Annotated in this window: 22 protein-coding genes and 3 tRNA genes; 10 read left to right on the top strand and 15 right to left on the bottom strand. The window is 65.6% G+C overall.

Features of this window, described 5'->3' with window-relative positions:
- Positions 1–49: 49 nt before the first annotated feature.
- The gene (locus ACFLEY_RS17070) at positions 50–298 is read left to right on the top strand and encodes a hypothetical protein (protein ID WP_249162881.1); all 249 of its coding nucleotides are present in this window, start codon (positions 50–52) and stop codon (positions 296–298) included.
- Positions 299–347: 49 nt separating this feature from the next.
- Here ACFLEY_RS17070 and ACFLEY_RS17065 read toward each other — a convergent pair whose 3' ends face one another.
- Positions 348–1,640 carry a c-type cytochrome gene (locus tag ACFLEY_RS17065; RefSeq protein ID WP_060908000.1) on the bottom strand — a complete coding sequence of 431 codons (1,293 nt, stop codon included), beginning with the start codon at positions 1,638–1,640 and terminating at the stop codon, positions 348–350.
- Positions 1,641–1,935: 295 nt separating this feature from the next.
- On the opposite strand from ACFLEY_RS17065, the gene ACFLEY_RS17060 reads away from it, so the two are divergent.
- Positions 1,936–2,175: a hypothetical protein gene (locus ACFLEY_RS17060; RefSeq protein ID WP_038967506.1), complete on the top strand. Its 240-nt coding sequence runs from the start codon at positions 1,936–1,938 to the stop codon at positions 2,173–2,175.
- A gap of 111 nt (positions 2,176–2,286) precedes the next feature.
- Here the strand turns inward: ACFLEY_RS17060 and ACFLEY_RS17055 are convergent, their stop codons facing one another.
- The 3 genes from ACFLEY_RS17055 to ACFLEY_RS17045 all read right to left on the bottom strand — a co-directional run bounded on the left by ACFLEY_RS17055 (position 2,287) and on the right by ACFLEY_RS17045 (position 5,681).
- Positions 2,287–2,496 (bottom strand): hypothetical protein, encoded by a 210-nt coding sequence (locus ACFLEY_RS17055; RefSeq protein ID WP_082755207.1) that lies wholly within the window; start codon positions 2,494–2,496, stop codon positions 2,287–2,289.
- A 386-nt stretch (positions 2,497–2,882) separates the two neighbouring features.
- Positions 2,883–2,956 (bottom strand) — tRNA-Gly (locus ACFLEY_RS17050).
- Between the two features lie 319 nt (positions 2,957–3,275).
- Positions 3,276–5,681 carry an ATP-binding protein gene (locus ACFLEY_RS17045; protein ID WP_060908001.1) on the bottom strand — a complete coding sequence of 802 codons (2,406 nt, stop codon included), beginning with the start codon at positions 5,679–5,681 and terminating at the stop codon, positions 3,276–3,278.
- 335 nt (positions 5,682–6,016) lie between these two features.
- Here ACFLEY_RS17045 and ACFLEY_RS17040 point away from each other — a divergent pair, with 335 nt between their 5' ends.
- On the top strand, positions 6,017–6,730 hold the full coding sequence (locus ACFLEY_RS17040; protein WP_060908002.1) for an ABC transporter substrate-binding protein: 714 nt from the start codon (positions 6,017–6,019) through the stop codon (positions 6,728–6,730).
- Positions 6,731–6,739: 9 nt separating this feature from the next.
- Here the strand turns inward: ACFLEY_RS17040 and ACFLEY_RS17035 are convergent, their stop codons facing one another.
- A complete protein-coding gene (locus ACFLEY_RS17035; RefSeq protein WP_060908003.1) occupies positions 6,740–6,943 on the bottom strand; it encodes a hypothetical protein in 204 nt (67 codons plus the stop codon).
- Positions 6,944–6,982: 39 nt separating this feature from the next.
- Positions 6,983–7,168: a hypothetical protein gene (locus tag ACFLEY_RS17030; RefSeq protein ID WP_027549099.1), complete on the bottom strand. Its 186-nt coding sequence runs from the start codon at positions 7,166–7,168 to the stop codon at positions 6,983–6,985.
- Between the two features lie 201 nt (positions 7,169–7,369).
- On the opposite strand from ACFLEY_RS17030, the gene ACFLEY_RS17025 reads away from it, so the two are divergent.
- The gene (locus ACFLEY_RS17025; protein ID WP_028176003.1) at positions 7,370–7,744 is read left to right on the top strand and encodes a YciI family protein; all 375 of its coding nucleotides are present in this window, start codon (positions 7,370–7,372) and stop codon (positions 7,742–7,744) included.
- Positions 7,745–7,758: 14 nt separating this feature from the next.
- On the opposite strand, the gene ACFLEY_RS17020 is transcribed toward ACFLEY_RS17025, so the two are convergent.
- Positions 7,759–8,349 (bottom strand): TMEM175 family protein, encoded by a 591-nt coding sequence (locus ACFLEY_RS17020; protein ID WP_060908004.1) that lies wholly within the window; start codon positions 8,347–8,349, stop codon positions 7,759–7,761.
- A gap of 124 nt (positions 8,350–8,473) precedes the next feature.
- Here ACFLEY_RS17020 and ACFLEY_RS17015 point away from each other — a divergent pair, with 124 nt between their 5' ends.
- Positions 8,474–10,528, top strand: a complete 2,055-nt coding sequence (locus ACFLEY_RS17015; RefSeq protein WP_396604975.1) for an ATP-dependent helicase — start codon at positions 8,474–8,476, stop codon at positions 10,526–10,528.
- Positions 10,529–10,534: 6 nt separating this feature from the next.
- Here the strand turns inward: ACFLEY_RS17015 and ACFLEY_RS17010 are convergent, their stop codons facing one another.
- Genes ACFLEY_RS17010 through ACFLEY_RS17000 form a run of 3 tightly spaced genes read right to left on the bottom strand, consistent with a single transcriptional unit; the run spans position 10,535 to position 13,654 of the window.
- Positions 10,535–11,782, bottom strand: coding sequence for an amidohydrolase family protein (locus ACFLEY_RS17010; protein ID WP_060908005.1), 1,248 nt, complete (start codon positions 11,780–11,782; stop codon positions 10,535–10,537).
- Between the two features lie 13 nt (positions 11,783–11,795).
- A complete protein-coding gene (locus ACFLEY_RS17005; RefSeq protein WP_060908006.1) occupies positions 11,796–12,299 on the bottom strand; it encodes a GAF domain-containing protein in 504 nt (167 codons plus the stop codon).
- Positions 12,296–13,654 carry an MFS transporter gene (locus ACFLEY_RS17000; protein WP_060908007.1) on the bottom strand — a complete coding sequence of 453 codons (1,359 nt, stop codon included), beginning with the start codon at positions 13,652–13,654 and terminating at the stop codon, positions 12,296–12,298. Before ACFLEY_RS17000 ends, ACFLEY_RS17005 begins: the two co-directional genes overlap by 4 nt.
- 114 nt (positions 13,655–13,768) lie before the next feature.
- Between ACFLEY_RS17000 and ACFLEY_RS16995 the strand changes: the two genes are divergently transcribed.
- Both ACFLEY_RS16995 and ACFLEY_RS16990 read left to right on the top strand, forming a co-directional pair.
- Positions 13,769–14,692: a LysR family transcriptional regulator gene (locus ACFLEY_RS16995; RefSeq protein ID WP_028175997.1), complete on the top strand. Its 924-nt coding sequence runs from the start codon at positions 13,769–13,771 to the stop codon at positions 14,690–14,692.
- Between the two features lie 140 nt (positions 14,693–14,832).
- Entirely contained in the window at positions 14,833–15,864 is a 1,032-nt protein-coding gene (locus ACFLEY_RS16990) for an LLM class flavin-dependent oxidoreductase (protein ID WP_060908008.1), read from the top strand.
- A gap of 121 nt (positions 15,865–15,985) precedes the next feature.
- Here ACFLEY_RS16990 and ACFLEY_RS16985 read toward each other — a convergent pair.
- A tRNA-Tyr gene (locus tag ACFLEY_RS16985) sits at positions 15,986–16,071 on the bottom strand.
- 207 nt (positions 16,072–16,278) lie between these two features.
- On the opposite strand from ACFLEY_RS16985, the gene rlmB reads away from it, so the two are divergent.
- Positions 16,279–17,109, top strand: a complete 831-nt coding sequence (gene rlmB, locus ACFLEY_RS16980) for a 23S rRNA (guanosine(2251)-2'-O)-methyltransferase RlmB (protein ID WP_060908009.1) — start codon at positions 16,279–16,281, stop codon at positions 17,107–17,109.
- Positions 17,110–17,224: 115 nt separating this feature from the next.
- On the opposite strand, the gene ACFLEY_RS16975 is transcribed toward rlmB, so the two are convergent.
- Positions 17,225–17,704 (bottom strand): hypothetical protein, encoded by a 480-nt coding sequence (locus ACFLEY_RS16975; protein ID WP_060908010.1) that lies wholly within the window; start codon positions 17,702–17,704, stop codon positions 17,225–17,227.
- A 44-nt stretch (positions 17,705–17,748) separates the two neighbouring features.
- Positions 17,749–18,234 carry a hypothetical protein gene (locus tag ACFLEY_RS16970; RefSeq protein ID WP_011088249.1) on the bottom strand — a complete coding sequence of 162 codons (486 nt, stop codon included), beginning with the start codon at positions 18,232–18,234 and terminating at the stop codon, positions 17,749–17,751.
- 306 nt (positions 18,235–18,540) lie between these two features.
- Here ACFLEY_RS16970 and ACFLEY_RS16965 point away from each other — a divergent pair, with 306 nt between their 5' ends.
- Both ACFLEY_RS16965 and ACFLEY_RS16960 read left to right on the top strand, forming a co-directional pair.
- Positions 18,541–18,993 (top strand): hypothetical protein, encoded by a 453-nt coding sequence (locus ACFLEY_RS16965; protein ID WP_011088250.1) that lies wholly within the window; start codon positions 18,541–18,543, stop codon positions 18,991–18,993.
- A gap of 163 nt (positions 18,994–19,156) precedes the next feature.
- Positions 19,157–19,231 (top strand) — tRNA-Thr (locus ACFLEY_RS16960).
- A 19-nt stretch (positions 19,232–19,250) separates the two neighbouring features.
- Here ACFLEY_RS16960 and ACFLEY_RS16955 read toward each other — a convergent pair.
- Entirely contained in the window at positions 19,251–19,664 is a 414-nt protein-coding gene (locus ACFLEY_RS16955) for a GFA family protein (RefSeq protein WP_038967514.1), read from the bottom strand.
- 276 nt (positions 19,665–19,940) lie between these two features.
- Positions 19,941–21,779, bottom strand: coding sequence for a PQQ-binding-like beta-propeller repeat protein (locus tag ACFLEY_RS16950; protein WP_060912589.1), 1,839 nt, complete (start codon positions 21,777–21,779; stop codon positions 19,941–19,943).
- Positions 21,780–21,842 lie beyond the last annotated feature (63 nt).

Raw genomic sequence — 21,842 nt, 5'->3', positions numbered from 1 at the left:
CCGTATGCCTCGTTTCATGATGGTTTTTTGAACATGCCTCGTCATCACAGTGCTCGCTGGCACAGCCGTCGAGGCCGCCGCCCTCGCCAAGGCGGAAAAGGTCGCGCTCAAGCAGGCGATCGTCGCCTGCAAGGCCGAGGCAAAGGGCAAGAAGATCAAGTGGCTGTCACGCCGGACATACGTCAATCAGTGTGTCGTGACGGCGCTCAAGGAACGTCCCAGCGTCAACGTGGCTCGCATGCTCGAGGAGAACCCGGATCTGACGAATATTCCCGTGGAGCGATGGCCGGGCTATTAGGGCGTTGACATCAAGACCTTGCCGCCTTCGCGCAAGGCGTTGCTGCGGGCTACTTCGACGTCGCACGCGCCAGAAAGTCCGTGAGCGCGCGGCGATCCTCGGCCGAGCCGATCCGCTGCTCCGGCATCTTGGTGCCGGGCGTGTAGGCGTTCGGCCCGATCTCGAACAGTTTTGACACGGTCTCCGGCGTCCAGACGATATCCATCGCCTTGAGCGCGTCGGTGAACCGATAGCCCGGCAGCGAGGCAATCTTCCGGCCGAAGAGCCCCGCAAGCGTCGGCCCGGCACGCTGTACCTCATTCTCCGACAATGTATGGCAGGCAACGCAGGCCCTGAACATTTCGGCGCCGTGATCGCCGACATAGGCAGCGAGCGGATCCGCCGGCGTGCCCAGCACGTTCGACCCGATCGCCGCGCCGGTCAGTGCATTCCAGCGCCTGATCTTGCCGTCAGCACCGCCCGTCAGGAGCGTCGCACCATCGGGCAGGAACGCGACCGACCAGACCGGCGCGCCGAGCCCGGCGAGCGTGCGCATCACGCTGCGCGCCTTGCGATCGACGATCGCAACGGTGCCGTCAATTGCCCCCGTGGCGATCAAAGCCCCGTCTTGCGAGATCGCCAGGGCCACGATCGGCCTGGCGCCAGCCATGACCTCGCCGTTCTCCTTGCCATCGGCGGTCATCATGCGCAGCTTCCCGTCTGCCGCGCCGGTGACGATTTCGCCATCAGGCGAGATGGCGACGGCATTCAGCGGCGCCGGCATCACAACGATCTCGGGGCTGCCGCCTGCCAAGGGCCAGATCCGCACCGTCAGATCGTAGCCAACGCTCACCAGCGATTTTCCATCGGGGGCAAAGGCCACACCGTTCACGCTTTGCGAGTGACCTTGCAGAACGCGCGTCCCACCGTCGGACAGGGATGAAATCCGCACGGTGTGGTCCCACGAGGCCGACGCGAGCTTCGATGTATCGGGCGAAACGGCGAGTCCCACAATGGGTCCCGTATGACCTTCGAGAACCTGGTCCGGCTGCAGTCCGCCCGCCGTCCAGATGGCAATCTGGCCGTCCGCACCAGCCGTTGCCATTCGTCCGTCTCCGAGGAAGGCAGCCGCGTTCACCGCACCCGAATGGAAGCGAAGGACCTGCTCGGCCGACTCGGTTGCCAGGGACCATCGGATCGCTGCCGTGTCGAAGCTCCCCGACAAAACCGTCTTACCATCGCTCGAAACGGCGATTGCGCGGACAGGCCCGCCGTGCCCCGCCAATTGCGCCTGCGCGGGCCGCAGTGGAAGAAGCAGCGATGCCGTCAGAAGGGCGGTGGCGAGACGCAAGGTCAAATCCATTGGCCGTCGGAGACACTCACAGCAAAGCACCCACCGTGCCATTTTGCCCGGCCTTTGCACCATGGCCAAATGCCGTCCCGTGACGTCCCGCGCTTCTTGCCGGCGATCGTTCTGTGGAGATCTTCCGTGGCGTGTCCGTGGCCGACTGGCCTGGCCTCTGGGCAAAAGCGCACCCATTTGATCCAGCTCAACGGGGGTAGCTCATATTCGGTTCCAGGTGCGACAAGCGGCGCCTTGATTGGCGATCGACGTGGTCGCAGTCTTGCGAAAGGCGCCTCAGAGAGCGAGGCCGGACATGCAAGTACACCCGAAAGCCTATCTGCAGCTCATCGCGCGGTTGTGGCACTTTCGCGCGTCGCCGCCGCGAAATCGCGATCCCGACAGCCAGGATGCGTCGGCACTGCTCGTCTACATCGCCGTCGTGTTAGCGCTGCTCTTGGCTGTCCTTGAAATCGACATCCACAGCGCGCAGCTTCAATCCCTGGGACTGCTCGGCGATCCCATCGGGATCAACCCGATTTTCATGGGTCCTTGAGACAGCGCCTGCGACAATTGCTGCGCTCGCGACCCGACAGCCGCTTGAGCCGTCAGAGAACATACGAACCGTCCAAGACGTCCAGCTCGACCACGATTGGTTGAGACGCGTCTACTCCTGTGTTCCCCTTGGAAACACAAGAGATCGATCTACGAAATCTTCAACCGGCAGTTTGCCTTGTTGCGCTTGTCTTTGCATCTCTTGCACCGGCATCCCTGCTACCGATGTGCGACTTACCGGTAATGGATGCGATCGCAGCATATTCGTCGCGGCCACGAAAACCGCGAGCACGGCCAAGCCAGAGATCATCAGGAGCTTCACGCGAACCTCCGTGGGTTCTGAGAGAGTCGAAGCTCTGACTAGTGCAAGACTCGAAGTTCCCGTGTGAGATCTCTCACATCTCTCTTTCTCTTGATCATCTCTTGTTCATCGCCGGGGCGGCTGTTCCTCGCTCCAGTCCTCTGGTGCGCCGTGGAAGGACTGCTGACATTTGCGTTCAATGGTCTTTCTTGACCTCTTGATGCACACGTCACGCAGCGGCCATGGCGCCTGATGTGCATGACGACGATGAAGCAAAGCAAGACGCGCAAGTGAAACGCGTCAAGCGCCGCGCAAGACAAGCGATAGGAAAGCGAACGTCTGTCAGAATGAGAATGCGCGACTTGTCAGAATGGAAAACTCTTGACGCGCTAAGCCATTGAAAACATTGGAGCGGGTGAAGGGAATCGAACCCTCGTATTCAGCTTGGAAGGCTGCTGCTCTACCATTGAGCTACACCCGCATCTCGCGTTCCCCTAACACGGCCGCGCGGCGGCCTCAACTGCCCCGGATCGGTCTTTCCCGCCTCGCGAACAGGCTTGTTCCCGGCCGCCCGCCCCACCTCTTAACGACGCGGGTATTTCGCCCTATATTGGAGTCTCCCGAAACCAACGAAAGGAGGTGATCCAGTGTCTTATCTCAAGCGCTGTCACCTCGCTGGGATCGCCCGCTAAGCTTTGAACAAGGCTTGGCATCGGGGCGCTCTCAGCCCTGGACCAGCGAGCACAAAATCGGGCGCGACGGGGCCTCCCCGCCGCGCCTTTTTCGTGGGCGGGCGCCGCTCAGGCGGCCGGCTCGCCCGCAAGCACCTCGCGAATCTTCTGCGACAGCTCCGACTTCCGGTATGGCTTCTGAAGCAGCGCCACGCCGGGATCGAGATGTCCTTCGTGGACGATGGTGTTGTCGGTATAGCCGGAGGTGTAGAGCACTCTCGCCCCCGGCCGCCGGAGCCGGACGGCTTCGGCCAGTTCCCGCCCGTTCATGCCGCCGGGCATGATGATGTCCGTGAACAGCAGATCGAAACTGGCGCCCTGGTCGACCAGCGCGAGGGCGGCTGCGCCGTCGCCGGCCACGAGCGTGCGATAGCCAAGGCTCCCGAGCTGGGCGATGACATAGCCCTGCACCAGCGGATCGTCCTCGACCACGAGTATCGTCTCGTGCCCGCGCGCCGCGGCGGGCGCCTGAGCCGATCCCGTCCTGGTTGCCGCCTCGCCCTCCGATCGCGGCAGGAACAACCGCATCACCGTGCCTTGTCCCTCCTCGCTCTCGATCGCGACGGTGCCGCCGGTCTGGCGGGCAAAGCCGTAGACCATGCTCAGCCCAAGCCCGGTGCCGCGGCCGACCCCCTTGGTGGTGAAGAACGGCTCGAACACGCGCTCGCGGATGTCGGCCGGGATGCCGTGACCTGTATCGGTCACCGCAATCATCACGAAGGCGCCGCGCATGACGTCGCCGTCGCTGCGCACGCCGTCAAGCTCCCGGTTCGCGGTCTCGAGCGTGAGCCTGCCGCCGTCCGGCATCGCGTCACGCGCGTTGACGGCGAGATTGACGATCGCTGAAGAGAGCTGCGACGGATCCGCCATCGCGGACCAGGCGTCGTCCGCGAGCCGGGTCACGATCTCGATATGCTCGCCCAGGATCGGCTTCAGCAGCTTCGCCGTCTCGACCACGAGGGCGTTGACGTCGATCTCGCGCGGCTCCAGCGGCTGGCGGCGCGCGAAGGTCAGCAGCTGCGAGGTGATCTCGGCGCCACGCGCGGCCGCATCGTCGATGAGCTGCGCGATCGCGGCGAACTGGGGCCTGTCCGCAAGCCCTTCCTGGATGATCTCGATGGTGCCGGTGATGACGGTGAGCACGTTGTTGAAGTCGTGCGCGACGCCGCCGGTGAGCTGGCCGATCGCGTCCATCTTCTGGGATTGGCGAAGCCGCTCCTCGGTCTCGTGCTGCTCGGTGAGGTCGGTGGCGGAGCCGCGATAACCCATGAAGCGTCCGTCGGCCGCGAATACCGGCTGGCCGTTGACGCTGAAATGGCGCACGCGTCCGGTCATATCGCGGCCGCGATACTCGAACTTCCGGAACGGCTCGTGGCGATCCAGCACCGCCATGTGCGCGCGCCATTTCTCCGGCTCGGCGTCGTGGTCGAAGGCGGCATCGGTGCGGCGCTTGCCGATCAGCGCCTTATGGTCCATGCCGAAGGCACCTGCGCGGTCGGATATGTAGGTGAACCGATGATCCGGCCCGGTCTCCCAGAACCAGTCGGACGCGGTCTCGGCATAGTCGCGGAAGCGCTGCTCGCTCGCGCGCGCGTCGCCTTCGGCGCGCTGGCGGATTTTCAGGTCGCGCTCGAGATTCGTATTGGCCTCACGCAGCTCGCCATAGGCCCGCTCGAGATTGGCGCACATGGCGTTGAAGGCGTCGATCACCTTGTCCAGTTCGTCCGCATCGTAGGGCGGCCGGCGCTCCAGGTGCAAAGGCGGCGGCGGCCGCACCAGGCTGTACTTGCTGACGAAGTCGGCGATGGCAACAAGGTGCCGCGTCACCAGGAGATGGAACATGTAGATGATGAACAGCGAGACGAGGAACGTCTTCGCCGCCTGGCTTGCCAGGATGATCAGGGCACGGTGCAGCAATTGCTGATAGACCTCGCTCAGCGTCGCCTCGACATGGAGCACGCCGATCGGGCGCGCGGCCCCCTGCACGGAGTAGTTCAGCGGGTAATCGCGCGTCACGATCGAACGGGTGTTCGGCTCGCCGACCGCGACACGGACCGGATTGGGGCGATCAGCGATCTCGCGCACCTCGGCGGCGCGGATGTCGGGCAGCCGCAGGATGCCGTCGAGCTGGAGCTTGAGCTGGTTCTGGTCGAGATTCCACAGGCTTTCGCCGAGGCTGCCGGTGGTGCTCCGGCCGATCTCGTCGAGCCGCGTCTCGATGACGCCGACCTCGCGGTCATAGTCGAGATAGAGCTGAAGCGCGGTCAGCATCAGCGTGACGATTGAGGAGAACAGCAGCACGGCGGCCAGGAGGCGCGGCCCGACGCCGCTGCGCGACCAGTTGAAAATCCGCGACAGCAACGCTCCGATCATCGCCGGCGCAAACGCGGCGCCGATCCCGCTCAAATCCTGCTTCGCGGCCGCCGGGGCAACGGCGCGGCCGCGCTTGGAATCCTCGTCGCCTGCGTTGCCCATGCACCACGTCCCCGGAATGGCGGCATCCTGCTCCGGCCGGCAGCGGTCGCGAGCAATTCGATCGTTGAGACTTTCCCCTCCACGCGATGCGCGTGGCGATTCCTGTCGGCCCATGGGCGGCTTGAGGTCGGCGGGGTCATATCTTGCGCCCAGCAGCAGGATTCCGGCGCAAACTATCACTTCGCGTGCTAGAATAACATCGGTTAAAGTCCGGAGTCGCCTGCATGGCGGCGAGTGATGGCCGTTGCGGCTGGCGCGCAGGCGCGCGCCACTCCCGGTAGATCGCGCGGGCCTCCGAATCCAGTGGTAGCAAGGCACGACCAAGGAGACGCGTGATGTGGCGGATGGCCATCGCCTGCCTGTCGTTGCTCGCAGCCGGTCCAACGCAGGCGCAGGAGCTGATCCGGCTGGCGCGCATCGCGGACATCCCCGATCAATATGTCGGCGGCGAGATGCTGCGGGCCGTCTACGCCAAGCTCAGCATCAGGCTCGAATTCGAGGACGTCCCCGGCAAGCGGGCACTCGCGCTGTCGAGCGCCGGCGAGGTCGACGGCGAAATCCAGCGGATCGGAACGCTCTCGCGCGACTACCCGACGCTGATCCAGGTCACGCCGGCGATCAACTACATCGAGCCCACGGTGTTCACGACGAAACTGCGTTTCGACGTCGCCGGCTGGAATTCGATCAGGGACTACAACATCGGCATCGTCCGCGGCGTCGGCTCATCGGAGGCCGGCACCCGCGACATGGCCCGTGTCACGGCGACCACCAGCCTCGAGAACATGATCCAGATGCTCGATGCCGACCGTTTCGACGTGATGGTCACCGACCTCTTCAGTGGACTCGTCGCGGTGAGGAAGCTCAATCTCCAGGCCAGGATCTACCCGCTCTCCCCGCCGCTCGAGCGCATCCACATCTACCACTACCTGCACGAACGTCATCGCGATCTGGTGCCGAAGGTCGGCAAGGTGATCGCGCAGATGGAGGCGAGCGGTGAGCTCGCGGCGCTGCGTGAGGCCCTCGTCAAGCAGGTCCTGAGCGCGCCGTAACAGCGCCGCTCAGGTCTCGCGAAGCCGTTCGCGTAACGCCACAGCAGCGATCAGCACGCCAACACACCAGGCCAAGACCGCCCGGTGAGGCTCCTCGCCAAGCAGCACTGTGAAGATGCTCGCGAGCAGGCATGGCGCGATCGCCTTGCTGCTCCGGCTCGCCAGCGAGACCAGGAACGGCAGCGCGGCAACCGATATTTGCAGGACACCCATCAGCGGAGACCGGTCTCGCCCAAAGCTTCAGAAAAGGCTTCAGAAGCCACAGACATTGACCGCGCGCGGGCGTTTGCCGCGGCGGCTCTCCACGATGCGTTCGCCGCCGTTCTCGGCCGAGCTGCCGTAATAGCGGTGATGACCGCTCTGGTCGTGCAAATCGGCGGGCTCCGATTGTGCCGCCCGCCGTGCGTCGCAGATGATCTTGATGGTGTGACCCGACATTGCCGCCTCCGATGGCCTTCCGTGTTCTTGTGGCCATCAGTCGCCTCGGCTTTGGGCAGCGTTCACACCGCAAGGCGGTAATCGGGTTTCAGGACGGTTTCGTCGAGGCCTGCACGACGCAATATTTTGCGCTCGGGGATTGTCGGCGCGGGCCGTCGTGATACGTCCTTTGGACCCGCGCAGCAAAAAAACGAGGTGACGATGCTCTACGCCATCCTGGCCTATCACGTGGAAGACGAGATCTTGTCCTGGACTCCGGAGGAGGACGCCGCGGTCGTGGCCAAGGTCATCGAGGTTCAGGCGCCCCTCAGGGCAAGCGGACACCTTGGGCCGGCCGCCCGTCTGGACGAGACCCGTAAGGCCCGCACCTTGCGCGGCCCCGGCGCGGGCGTGGTGATGGACGGCCCGTTTGCCGAGACCAAGGAGCAGCTTCTGGGCTTCCACCTCGTGGAATACGACACGGATGACGAGGCGATCGCGGCGGCACGGAAGCTGCGTCAGGTCAATCCGAGTGCGGTCTACGAAATCCGCCCGGTCAAGCTTTATGTGCCGGCCGACGGGTTCGGCGCGACATAAGGGAAGCGACCACCTTACGCATCCGGTTCGGTTTGCGCACTGTAGAAGCGCTGGATCAGCAGGCCGCCGAAGGCGATGAACCACACGAAGGGTGCGACGTGCGGCGCAAACGCCGCCACGATCGTGCCCGGGATGAACACGAGCAGCGGAAACAGCGATGCCATGATCTCATGGCGCCAGCCGCCCAGGATCGTCCACCACAGCCAGGCATTGAGGCCGGCGATCGCGGTTAGGTGCAAGCCGTAGAGCACGGCAACGGCGCTGCTCATGGCGTAGTTGGTATAGAGGCCGTTGGTCACCGGCAGCAGCACGATCGAGAGCAGGAAGAACAGGTTGAGGATCACCGCGCCGCGACTGCCCACCGGCTGGCGCGCCAGCCGCCGGTGATGGCTGATCCAGAACACCCCGGCGATGATGAAGCTGAGTGCAAAGCCGGCAAGCTTGCCGGAATAGACATGGGCGAGATCGCTCCAGCCGGGCGCGCCGGCGAACACCGCGGCCTTGGGCAGATCGTAGGCCAGGAGCGTCATGGCGACGCCGAAAATTGTGTTGCTGAGCGACTCCAGCCGCCGCATCTCGAACTGGTCGGGCCTGAGCTCAGTCATGCCGGGCGCGCTCTTCTCGGGCTGGAACCTTGGGCCGTCTTTTCCCTAGGTGTTAAATAAGGTTCCGTCCAGCCGCATTGCGATTCGCGAGCAGATCGCCGAATCTCACGGTTTCACCGGGGCGATTCGTGGCAACTATCTGGACACGCTCAATGCGGAGCAGCGCCGCGCCGTCGAGCATGGCGTGGCCGATGGCGCGACCGTCGGCGCCCCCCTGCTCGTCATCGCCGGTGCCGGCTCCGGCAAGACCAACACGCTCGCCCATCGCGTCGCCCATCTGATCGTTGCGGGTGCCGATCCGCGCCGCATCCTGTTGATGACATTCTCGCGCCGCGCCGCGGCCGAGATGGCCGGCCGCGTCGAGCGGATCGCCCGAAAGGTGCTCGGGGAGAACAACGCGGCGATCATGCGCGATGCGCTGACCTGGGCCGGCACGTTCCATGTCGGCGCGCGCCTGCTGCGCGAATATGCCGAGCGGATCGGCGTCGATCCCGCCTTCACTATCCACGACCGCGAGGATTCCGCCGACCTGATGAATTTGGTTCGGCACGAGCGCGGCCTGTCCAAGACCGAGAGCCGCTTTCCAGCCAAGGGCACGTGCCTGTCGATCTACTCCCGCTGCGTCAACGCCGAGATGGAGATCGAGAAGGTGCTGGGACAGCACTATCCCTGGTGCGTGGGCTGGGCCGCCGAGCTGAAGGGCCTGTTCGCGGCTTACGTCGAGGCCAAGCAGGCCCAGCACGTGCTCGATTACGACGACCTCCTGCTCTACTGGTCGCAGATGATGAGCGACGCGCTGATCGCCGAAGAGATCGGCCGCTTCGATCACGTGCTGGTCGACGAATATCAGGACACCAACCGCCTGCAATCCTCGATCCTGCTGGCGCTGAAGCCCGACGGACGCGGCCTCACCGTGGTCGGCGACGACGCGCAGTCGATCTACTCGTTCCGCGCCGCCACCGTGCGCAACATCCTGGAGTTTCCGCAAAGCTTTTCGCCCCGCGCCGAGATGATCACGCTCGACCGCAACTACCGCTCGACGCAAGCCGTGCTCGCGGCGGCCAACGGTGTCATTGGCCTCGCACGCGAGCGCTTCACCAAGAACCTCTGGACCGACCGCACCTCCGCGCAAAAGCCGCAGCTCGTCACCGTGCACGACGAGGCTGATCAAGCGCGCTACATCGTCGAAGCGGTGCTGGCCAACCGCGAGCAAGGCGCGCTTTTGAAGCACCAGGCGGTGCTGTTCCGGACGTCCTCGCATTCGGGGCCGCTGGAAATCGAGCTGACCCGCCGCAACATCCCGTTCGTAAAGTTCGGCGGGCTGAAGTTTCTCGACGCCGCGCACGTCAAGGATGTGCTGGCGATGCTGCGCTTCGCCGAAAACCCGCGCGACCGCGTTGCGGGCTTCCGCATCCTGCATCTGTTGCCCGGCATCGGCCCCGCGACCGCGCAGCGCGTGCTCGACCAGATGGCGGAGAGCGCCGATCCGCTTGCTGCACTCGGCAAGCTCCCGGTGCCGCCGCGCACCGGCGCGGACTGGACCGACTTCGTCCGCACGACCCAGAATCTGCGCTATTCGGAATGGCCGGCGGATCTCGAGCGCGTGCGGCTCTGGTACGAGCCGCATCTCGACCGCATCCACGAGGAGTCCGAGACGCGTCGCGCCGATCTGATGCAGCTCGAGCAGATCGCGAGCGGCTACGCCTCGCGCGAAAAGTTTTTGACCGAGCTCACGCTCGATCCGCCGGACGCGACCAGCGACAAATCCGGGCCACCGCTCCGCGACGAGGACTATCTGATCCTCTCCACCATCCATTCCGCCAAGGGCCAGGAATGGAAGTCGGTATTCGTGCTCAACGTCGTCGACGGCTGCATGCCCTCCGATCTCGGTGCCGGCACCAGCGCCGAGCTCGAGGAGGAACGCCGCCTGCTCTATGTCGCGATGACGCGCGCCAAAGACGATCTCCATCTCGTCGTGCCGCAGCGCTTCTTCACCCACGGCCAGGCCGCCAAGGGCGACCGCCACGTCTACGCCTCGCGCACCCGCTTCATCCCGGAGCAGCTGGTCTATCTGTTCGAGCGCACCGCCTGGCCCAAAGCCGCCGCCGGCGGAGCCCGTACCGCGGCGCAAGGGCCGAAGATCGACATCGGCGCGCGCATGCGCGGGATGTGGCGGTAAGGCCGACTACGCGTTCAGCCTGTCGAACTGGACCTTGCCGGCCTTCAGCACCAGCGGAATGTGCTCACCCTGGCCGAGCAGGCAGGCGACATCGCGCAGCGGGTTGCCGTCGACCACCAGCAGGTCCGCGATGGCCTCGGGTGCGATCCGGCCGAGCTTGCCCTCCATGCCGAGCACCTCGGCACCAATCACCGTGGCGCTGGCGATGACGGCGCGCGGGCCGAGAATCTCGGCGCGGATGCGGAATTCATCGCTCTGGAGACGCTGGGACGGCCCGAGCAAATCGCTGCCAAACCCCATCTTCACGCCGGCATCGCGATAGATCGCGAGCGACCGGAGACCCGCGTCGCGGACATCGGCGATTTTGGCGACGCTCTCCGGCGGCAGGCCATATTGGGCGCCCTCGTTGGCCAGCGCCTCATAGGTGACGAGCGTCGGCACCACATAGGCGCCCTTCTCGGCCATCAGGCGCGCGGTCGGCTCATCGACGAGATTGCCGTGCTCGATGGTGCGCACGCCGCAGCGAACCGCGCGCGCGATGGCGGCCGCGGTGTAGGCGTGGGCCAGCACATAGGTCTGGCGCCCGCGCGCTTCCTCCACGATGGCGCGGATCTCGTCCTCGGAGTAGCCGAAGGCGCCGACCGGATCGGTCGGCGAGGCAACGCCGCCGGAGGCCATGATCTTGATCTGGTCGGCGCCCATCTGGAGCTCCTCGCGCGCGGCCCTGCGCACGCCGTCGACGCCGTCGGCGACGCGCGCCAGTGCGCCGACCCGCACGCAGCACGGACATGGTGCGTCACTCGCCAGATAATCCGAGCGCGCCCGCATGTCGCCGTGGCCGCCGGTCTGGCTGAGCGCGCGGCCGGAGACGAACAGCCGCGGGCCGTCAGTGAGGCCGGTCTCGATCGCCTGCTTCAGCGCATGGCCGGCGCCGCCGGCATCGCGGACGGTGGTGAAGCCACGCCGCAGCATGCCGCGCAGCAGCAGCGTCGAGCGCAGCGTCACCAGCACGTTGGGCATGTGCACCTGCTGCGCCAGATTGAGCTCGACCGCCACCGCGTGCACATGCAGGTCGATCAGGCCGGGCATCAGCGTCTTGCCCTTCAGATCGATGGTGCGGTCGGCGGTGACCTGGAGCGGCCGGTCCGAGACCTCCTTGATCAAATTGTCTTCGACCAGCACGTGATGTCCGTCCATCAGGTCCGCCTGGAGCGGATCGAGCAGAGCGGCGTTCTTGAAGAGGATGCGGGGCATCGCGGGCGTCCTGTCAGAAGTGGGCCGGCGCAAGCAATGCCGGCAATGTGAGCTGAGCAAAGGGAAGGCACGCGGCGACATCATCCTCGCCGTACCAGCCCGCCTCATGAAGCAGATTGAGCGAGCCGAGCGTACGTCCGCGCCAGCGCACAGGCATGTTGAGCACGCTCTCGCAGCCGAGCGAGGCGATCAACTCGTGGTCGGAGAACACCATGCGCAGATCGGCCTGGGTCCGGCCGATATAGGCCTCGCCGCGATCGAGAACGGCCTCGGTCCAGGGGCCCGGCGCGAGGCGCTTGCGTCCTCCGGTCGGATATGGGCCGGGGAGATTGGAATAGATCCGCGCCGCTTCACCGCTGTCGCCGTCATAGGTCAGGATCGTGAACAGCTTGTGCCCGATCGCCGACTTCACGGCTTCGTCCAGCGCCGCGAACAGCGCATCCGGCTGATCGACCCTGCCCTGCGCCGCCGCGACGGCACAGAGCAACGGATCGGCCTGGCGTTTGGTCGGCGTCATGCAACTTCACCCGCCGCGATCTCTTCCAGCGAACGGCCGCGCGTCGGCACGCCCATCAGCACGACGGTCACCGCCCCGAGCAGCAGCACGGTGGTGGTGACGCCGAACACGCCGGCGAAGCCGAAATTGGGATAGAGATAGCCGACCAGGATCGGCGAGACGATCGCGCCGATGCGGCCGATCGCAGAGGCAAGCCCGGCACCGGTGGTCCTGACCGGCGTCGGGAACACCTCAGCGGTATAGGCATAGACGCCCGCATAGGTGCCGTTCATGAACAGGGACAGGAAGATTCCCGCCGCCATGATCTGCTGGTCGCTCTGCGCGAAGGCGAGCCCGAGCGCGCTGGCGCCGCCGAGCACCATGTAGGTCGCGATCGTCGCCTGCCGGCCGATACGCTCGTTGAAATACGCGGCGCTGAAATAACCGGGGATCTGCGCGCAATAGATCGCGATCGAATAGGCGAAGCTCTTGGTGATGCTCATGCCGTTCTGAACCAGCAGGCCGGGGATCCAGACGAAGAAGGAATAATAGCTGAAGGTGATCGCCAGCCACATGATCCAGGTCATGATGGTGATGCGCGCCTGCCGGCCTGCGAGGAGCGCGGCGAAATTGGCGAGCAGCGTTCCGGTCGCGCCCTGCGGCGCGACGGCTTCGACGACCGGCTGCGGCAGGACATGGCCCTGGCGCGCAAAGCCCGCCTCGATCGTGTCCAGCAAGGCTTCGGCTTCCTTCTCCCTGCCGCGGCTTTCGAGCCAGCGCGGCGATTCGGGCAAGGCCCTGCGCCACCACAACAGCATGACGACCGGCACCGCGGTGATGACCAGCACGATGCGCCAGCCGTTCTCATAGGCGGGCACGATGAAGTAGCCGAGCAGCGCCGCCGCAACGAAGCCGAAGGAGAAGAAGCCGGCCAGTGCGCCGGTGAAGCTGCCGCGGTAGCGCCGCGCGACGAACTCCGCGAGATAGGGCGCGATGATCGCGCTCTCCGCGCCGGTGCCCATGCCTGCGACGACGCGGGCGGCAAAGAAGGACGGCCATGTATCGACCATCGCGCTCACGATGGACGCCGCGCAATACAGCGCAAGCGCGGACATCATCACGGCGCGGCGGCCGATCAGGTCACCCAGCGTGCCCGCCAGCAACGCGCCGAACAGGAAGCCGATATAGGTGCTGCTGCCGAGCACGCCGATCTGCACGCTCGACAGATTCCACGCGGTACGCAGCACCGGCAGGATGAAGGCCAGCACCGCCGCATCCATCGCGTCGAACATGTAGCCGAGCCCGCCCATCAGCAGCAGATGCGTGTGGAAGCGTGCGAACGGAAGGCGCTCGATGCGCGCCGATATCATCGACATGAAAGTCCCCTCAGTCTGGCGGCCCGGCGCTCCGCGTGTCCCTGGGGGGAACCATAGACAAGGAGATATTATCGTCATAATTTATAATCATGATCTAATATATCACCATGGTGAATGTTCGTGTCGTTCCGTGCACTCGACCTCAACCTCCTGAAAGTCTTCGAGGCGCTGATGACCGAGGGCAGCGTCACGCGCGCGGCGAGCGCGCTGACGATGACCCAGCCCGCGGTCAGCAACGCGCTGGCGCGGCTGCGCGACGCGCTCGGCGATCCCCTATTCGTGAGATCCGGCACCGGCATCCGTCCCACCCAGCGCGCCGTGGTGCTGTGGGAGCCGATCGGCGAAGCGCTGGAAAGCGTGCGTGGTGCGCTCGATGAGCAGGTGTTCGATCCCGGCCGCGCGCAGACCGAGTTCAGCCTGTCGATGTCGGACTACGTCTCCTCGCTCGTGATGCCGGACCTCCTCGGCCATCTCGGCAAGGTCGCGCCCAAGGCGCGGGTCCATACCGTCCCCAACACCATCCTGGAGATCGCCGACCAGCTCGAGGACAACAGGGTCGACTGCGTCATGAGCGTCTATGTCAACGAGGCGCAACAACCGGCCGCCATTCGCTCGCGCTCGCTGTGGACCGTCGACTATGCCTGCTTCATGCGGCGCGGCCATCCGCTCGCGGGCATGAAGCGGCTCAGCACGCGCACTTTCCTCAACGCGGGCCACGTCGATGTGAGCCTCGCGGGCAAGACCATGCCGTCCTACGACCTCTTTCTCGCCTCGCGCGGGCTGTCACGCAACCTGGTCGCGACCGTCAATCACTACAGCGCCGCCTACGAGGTCGTGCGCCAGTCCGACCTGATCGCCGTGCTGCCGAGCGACCTGCGTTCGCAATCAAGGCATGCGCCGTTGCTGCACGCCATGCCGCTTCCGCTTCAGGCGCCGCCGCGCATCGTCAGCCTGTTCTGGCACCAGCGCAACGACACCGTGCCGGCGCAGCGCTGGCTGCGCGAGACCCTGGTCGAGATGTTCGCCAGATCCGATTGAACCCGCCGGCGTGATGCAAAACCGGAAACCGTGCCTTTCCCGGAGCGGCATTGCCGAAGCGGCCTCCGCGCCCTAGCTGCACGGCGAGCCATTTCCTCCCACATGACGGGCGCCGCCCGCGTCCTGCAGAGACCCGATCGATGACCGCATCGCTTCAATTCGGACTGGATACCTTTGGCGACGTCACCAGGGACGCCGACGGCGCCATGCTTTCCCATGCGCGGGTGATCCGCAACGTCGTCGATGAGGCGGTGCTGGCCGACGAGCTCGGCCTCGACTTCATCGGGCTCGGCGAACATCACCGCGCCGATTTCGCGATCTCCTCGCCCGAGACCGTGCTCGCCGCGATCGCATCGCGCACCAGGCGCATCCATCTCGGCTCTGCCGTGACGGTGCTGAGCTCGGACGATCCGATCCGCGTCTTCCAGCGCTTTGCCACGCTCGATGCGCTCTCCAACGGGCGCGCCGAGGTGATCCTCGGCCGCGGCTCGTTCACGGAATCCTTTCCGCTGTTCGGCTTCGACCTGCGTTCTTACGAAGCGCTGTTCGAGGAGAAGCTCGATCTGTTCGCGGCGCTGCTGTCGCAGAAGCCGGTGACATGGCACGGCAAGCTGCGCCCGCCACTGAAGGATCAGCTGGTCTATCCCCCCGTCGAGAACGGCCAGCTCAAAACCTGGATCGGTGTCGGCGGCAGCCCGCAATCGGTGGTGCGCGCGGCGCATTACGACCTGCCTTTGATGCTCGCGATCATCGGCGGCGATCCCGCGCGCTTTGCGCCTTACGTCGATCTCTATCACCGCGCCTTCAAGGAATTCGGCCGCCCGGCCCAGCCGATCGGCGTGCACTCGCCCGGCTATGTCGCGGAAACGGATGGAGAGGCGCGCGAGGAGCTCTGGCCCGACTACAAGGCCATGCGCGATCGCATCGGCAAGGAACGCGGCTGGCCGCCGATGGGCCGCGACGAGTTCGTGAACGAAGCCGAGCACGGCTCGCTCTATGTCGGCTCGCCGGAAACCGTGGCGCGCAAGATCGCGGCGACCGCGAAGGCGCTCGGGATTTCACGGTTTCAGTTGAAATATTCGGCCGGCCCCCTGCCGCACGAGAAGCTGATGAAGAGTATCGAGCTTTATGGGCGCAAGGTGGTGCCGATGGTGCGGGAGATGATGGGGTGACTTACGCTCCGAGGCAGTCCGCCTACGCCCTCCGGGCTACGGCGTGACAGCCTTCGCTAGCTTCGCGTGACGATGATTGGGGCTGGCTTGCCCAGCCGTAGCTCGCGAAGCGAGCGAAGGCTGGTGGGGGAGGCAGGACTCGAACCTGCGAAGCCATGAGGCGGCTGATTTACAGTCAGCTCCCTTTGCCACTCGGGACACTCCCCCGCTCGACGGCAGCACAATCGGGCCGGACCTTGCCGGCGGACCGAAGACGGCCATGGAACGTGAAGGCCGCGACAGCCCGGATGGGGGCGCGACCGGGCGCGTTTATGGGCGAAGCGGTGGGGCAAAGTCAACCGAGGCGAACAGCTAAAATCGCCCTCGGAGGCGCTCAAATTGCCATATTCCGGGACCCGTGACACAAGCGAGCCCATGAAGGATCGAAAATTCACCTCCAAGGGCTCCCGCGGCGGGGCTAAGCCCTTCAACAGGCCCGGGAAATCGGCCGGCCGGCCGGCCTGGCGCGACCGTGATTCGGCATCCGACGGGCCGGTCATCCTCTATGGCTGGCACAGCGTCACCATGGCGCTGCAAAACCCGGCGCGGCGGATCCGCAAGCTGACGCTGACCGAGAACGCCGCAAGGCGCCTCGCCGAAGAGAATATCGAGACCCGCGTCACGCCCGAGATCGTCCGGCCCCAGGAGATCGACCGCCTGCTGTCGCCCGACGCCGTGCATCAGGGCCTGCTCGCCGAGGCCGATCCCCTGCTCTCACCCGACATCGAGACCTTGACGCCGGAGGGCATGGTGCTGGTGCTCGACCAGATCACCGATCCGCACAATGTCGGCGCCATCCTGCGCTCCGCCGCGGCCTTCGCGGTGAAGGCGATCGTCACCACCGCGCGCCACAGCCCGGAAGCGACCGGCGTGCTCGCGAAAGCCGCCTCCGGCGCGCTCGAGCTGGTGCCCGTCGTGACGGTGCAAAACCTCGCCCGCGCGCTGACCGCGCTGAACGAGCGCGGCTTCCAGACCGTCGGGCTCGACAGCGAAGGCAGCGAGGACCTCTCAAACGTCGCACTGCGCGAACCGCTGGCGCTCGTGCTCGGCGCGGAAGGAAAAGGCCTGCGGCAATTGACGCGCGAGACCTGCAGCGTCGTGGCGCGGCTCGACATGCCCGGCGAGATCAAGAGCCTCAACGTCTCCAACGCAGCCGCGCTCTCGCTCTATGTCGGCGCGAGCCGGCTCGGGCTGATGAAGCGGTAGCTGCGGCCGCGGACGCAACTACGCTCCCTCGCCCCGCAAGCGAAGAGACACAAACAAGAAACGCCCGTCCGCATGACGCGGACGGGCGCTTCGAAAAACTCAACCGATCGAGTGATCAGTAGTAGCGGCGCAGCACGCGGTGGCCGCAATAGTACGGCGCGGGCGCGTGGCGATGGGCGTAACCATAGCGCGGGCCGTAGCCGTAGTGCACGCGCGGCAGATAGCCGTAGCGCGGGCCATAGCCGTAGCGATACGGACGGTAGTACGGGCGGTGATAGGGATAGGCGGCGGCGCGATAGCCATAACCATAGTTGGCGGGGGCGACGACCGCGTCCTCACGATAGGTCGGATACGGCGCGAAGGCGCCCGGGCCGGTGTAGGTCGGGCCCTGGTTGACGTAGTAATACTGCGTGGTCGGCTCGGCGAGACGCTCATAGGCGCCATAGCCATAGCCGTAACCACCGCAACCGGTGTTGCAGCCGGAATAGACGGGCGCAACCGGCTGGCACGGATTGAAGCCGCAAGCCGCGGCCGGCGCGGCCCCGACGAACATCACGGCAGCCGCCGCGACCAGTCCCGAAATCATCTGACGCATTACTCTCTCCTGTTGATTTCCGTATCTCGGATTTTTGACGTTTCTTAACCCGGCGGCTTGCCGGGCACCTCGGCACGCGGCCGGGGCCGACGATGCTGCGGATTCACATTGATCTCCGGCGCCAGGATCACCGGCGGCGGATCGGCGGGCACGTCCATCTGCGGCGGCAGCGGCGCCGATTGCGCGCCCCAGCTCTGGTGGTAGCTCTCGGCCGGCTTCGGCAATCTGCGGTTCGCGGGCGGCTCGACCTCGAGCCGGCCGTAGCCGGGCCGCAGGCCCAGTGTCGGATAATAATGGCCGACGTCGTCGGGCTGCCGCTCGGCGATATAGCGTCCGCCATAGATCGTCGGCTGCACCTGGACGTTCTTGCCGAGGCCCCAGACACCTTCGACGACGCTATAGGACGCGTCGATGCCATTGATGATGATCGGCACGCCGGGGCGGCCGGGCACGACGATATCGAAGCCGCCGCCGGCAAACGCCGTCGCGGGCAGTCCGATCAGAAAGGCTGCGAGCGCCAGAGCGCGCATGGTGGGATCCCGGTTGTCTGGAACACAACCTAACCGATCGCGGCACAGAGAGGGTTAAGGCCGGCTCACCAAATGCCGGTAAGCCTAACGCGCAAGGGGCGCGGGCCGCTCAAATGCCGCAAGCTGCGCTAGCGAAGCGTTAACGCGGCGCAAGCTCGCCGCACGTGCCGGAGCGCGCAAGGTTGCGTGGCACAAACTGCACATCCTGGGCGGGCTCACGTCGATGTGACCCCGCGTGCGAGAATCCGCGGAACGACTACCAGATGCCGCACTTAGCACAGGTCTCAACAACATGGAGAAAATGCCATGACGAGCCTGAAGCTTCTTGGCTTGGCCGCGATCGTCGCGTCCACGCTGGCAACACCGGCCTTCGCGCAAGCGACAGTCGACAATTCGGGCCGCTGCACGGGGCTCTTCCAGGATCCCAATTGCCAGAATCTCGGTCCCGGCAATGCGACCGCCGACCGCGCCTATCGCCGCCGGCACATGGCCCGCGGCCAAGTGAATCCGAATGATGGAACACAATCGGGCTTCTGGCCGCTCGATACCGCGGGCGCGGTGGCTGGTGCGGCAGTCGGCACCGCCGCAACGATTGCGGCTGCACCGTTCCAGGGCTGGGGCAATTCCTACGCGCGCTATGACAGCGGCGGCCCCGCCTGGTACGGCAACTGGGACGCCTACGCAGCCCGCAACGGCATCGTGTGCAGACCCGGCACATGGTTCAAGGGCGAAGACGGACGGCGGCACCTCTGCCAGTAAGGCCCCGGCCATCAGGCTGAAAGCTTGCAGGCGGCCCGACGGGCCGCCTGTTTCTTGCCGGCGAAACGCCACTGCCAGGTTCTGGCACTTTCCGACCAAGTCTGATATTGCGACGCCCGAGCGGGCGGACAACTCCGGCACATGCCGAGCCCTGCCCCGCGTCGCCGGCTTAGCTCAGCGGTAGAGCAGCGGTTTTGTAAACCGAAGGTCGGGGGTTCAATCCCCTCAGCCGGCACCAGCGCTCGAGGCGGGAGCACTCAGTCCGAATTCTTCTGCGCGCTGCTCTGCTGGAAATGCTGGGCGCCGGTGATTTCCACCCAGGCATGTTTCGACTGCTCGAAAACCGATCTGATCGGTGCCGGATAGTTTGGATCCGCGATGGCGCCAACGGCGACGCCGATCATCGCAGGCAGATTGTCGGGTTTCCACCAGACCGTTGAACCGCAGTCGGGACAAAAATAGTTGCGGACCTTGCCGCCGCTTGCGGCTGTGCGGACGTATTCCTTCGACGCGCCTGAGATCGTGACGGCCTCTGCCGGATAGAAGGCACCGACACCGAACGGCGCGCCTGTTCGCCGCTGGCAGTCAATGCAATGGCAGGCAGCGACGAGGCTTGATGGCCCCGGAAGCGACAGCGCAAGAGCGCCGCAATTACATCGGGCGTCGATCATCGAAATTCCTTCCTCTGGGTTGGCCGGCGGGTGCTGCGGCCCGGATGGAGTGGAGCGCAATACGGGACGGTGTTCCCGCATTCCGCTGCTTGGAGCGCGCTACGAAAGAGCTGTGCCCGTGTTTGAGATGCGAGTTGGATTGACCATGACTTCTCATCTTGCTCCGTCACTGCGAGCGCAGCGAGGCAATCCAGACTGTCATCGCGGAAAGACTTTGCGGTTGCTTCGCTACGCTCGCGATGACGAGTTGGTGGAGCGATGCACCTATGCTCGCCCTCACTCCTTCCCGACCTCGAACGCCAGCAGCACGTTGCCGGCCACGCCGCTCCACTGGCCGTAGCCGGAATTGGTGTAGAGCATGCCGCCGGCGATGACCGGCCCGGGGCCGTCGATCGCGCCGCCATGGGCGGGGACGCCGTTCACGGCCGTATAGTCTCGCGCGGTATCGAACTCCCACAGCAGCTTGCCATCGGCTGTGGCGTAGGCGCGCAGGACGCCGCTGACGCCGCCGGAGAACACGACGCCGGGGATCAGGCTGACCGCCGCCGACAGCGCGGGGCTGCATTGGAGGCGATCGCCGCAGGCGACGGGAGGCACTTCCATCGCAATCTTCCCGCTGGCGAGATCGAGACCGAACAGGCCTCCACCTTGGGTGGAATCCAGCCGCCGCGTGCCATCGTGCAGGAAACGCACGTCGGAGTTCGCGACGTAGATGCGGTCCTGATCGGCGGCCGAGCCCCATTCGCTGCCGCCGAGCGCACCGCCCTTCCCGATCCGCGTCTGCCACAGGATCTTGCCGCCATCATCCGGGTCGAGCGCATGCACGACACCGGACTTCTGCGCGATGGCAAGAACACGCCTGCCGTCGCGCAAGGTCACGAGGATCGGCGACTGGCCGAAATCGTGATCGGGGCCGTGCTCGTCAGGACAATTGGTCCTGTCCGCGCCGTAGCATGCCACGATGAAGGCGTCCTTCGGGGTCGCCTGCTGCTTCCAGAGCAGCTTTCCGGTCGCAAGCTCGAACGCGAGGATCGCATCGGCGGTTGCGGCCGGCGGATTCGAATAGGAATTGCTGGTCGCGACGTAGACGGCGTTGCGCTTCGGATCGACCGTCGGTGCCGACCACACCGCGGCGCCGGACGGGCCGAACAGCTGCGTGCCTTTCGTATTCTTGCCGGTCGGATGCGGCACTTCCGGGATCGTGTAGGCCTGCCACACCGGCTTGCCGGTCACAGCCTCCAGCGCCACCACGCTGCCGCGGAAAGTGCAGCATTCGTAACTGGCTTGCGAGCCGGCGGCCTCCTCGAGCGAGGACACCGGGACGTAGAGCACGCCGGAGTGCAGCGTCGGCGCGCCTGTGATGCGCGCGGCCGGATGCTCCTCGACCTTCGTTTTCCAGATCAGTGCACCGGTCAGCGCGTTCACGGCATAGGCATTGGCGCGCAAGTCACCGAAGAAGATCACGAACTGATCGGTGCCGGGAAGCGGCGCGAAGCTGATCGCTGCGCGCACCGCGGCATCGGTCGCGAATGTCCACAGCGTGCAGCCGCTTCGCGCATCGAGCGCGTGCACCTTGCGGTCGGTGCCGCCGATGAACAGCAGGCCGCCCATGATCGTCGGCGGCGCAAAGGACACCGAGGCGCCGGGAAAGGCGTAAGCCCATTTCAGCCGCAGGCGCGGCACCTCTTCCGCGGTCAGCCCCGCCATGTCGGCCGGCTGGAAGCGGCTGTTGCCAGCGTCGACGCCCCACCCGTTCCAGCGTGGACCGTCAAGCGGCTCTGGAAAGCCACGGACCTGCTGCGTGCAGCGTCCTTCTGCGTCGGCTGCGACGCCGCCGGTCGCAGTCTTGCCAGTGACGAAGGAAGCAATCGCGCGGCGTTCCTCGTCGCTGCGCTCCTTCGCCATCGCGGCCATGCTGCCGGTGGTCAGTGTCCCCAGCACATGATCGAACGACATTCCCTGCATGGCGCTACGGCCCGGCACACGGCTTTGGGCATCGCCGCCATCGTGGCATTGCGCGCAGTGGCTTGCGTAGAGCGCAGCGCCCTCCTGCTGCGCCAGCGCCGGCGCGCAGCACCAGATCAGCATGGCGGCAATCGCAACACTCGGTCTCATGGCGTGCTCCATCGTCACCGCAACGCGAGATGGCTTCATGCAACCCAAAGTGTAGCGCGACGG

It is taken from the genome of Bradyrhizobium sp. YCK136 (genome assembly GCF_044570075.1).
Taxonomy (GTDB): domain Bacteria; phylum Pseudomonadota; class Alphaproteobacteria; order Rhizobiales; family Xanthobacteraceae; genus Bradyrhizobium; species Bradyrhizobium diazoefficiens.
The sequence above is the reverse complement of the archived record's forward strand: the minus strand, read 5'-3'. Positions and strand labels throughout refer to the sequence as shown.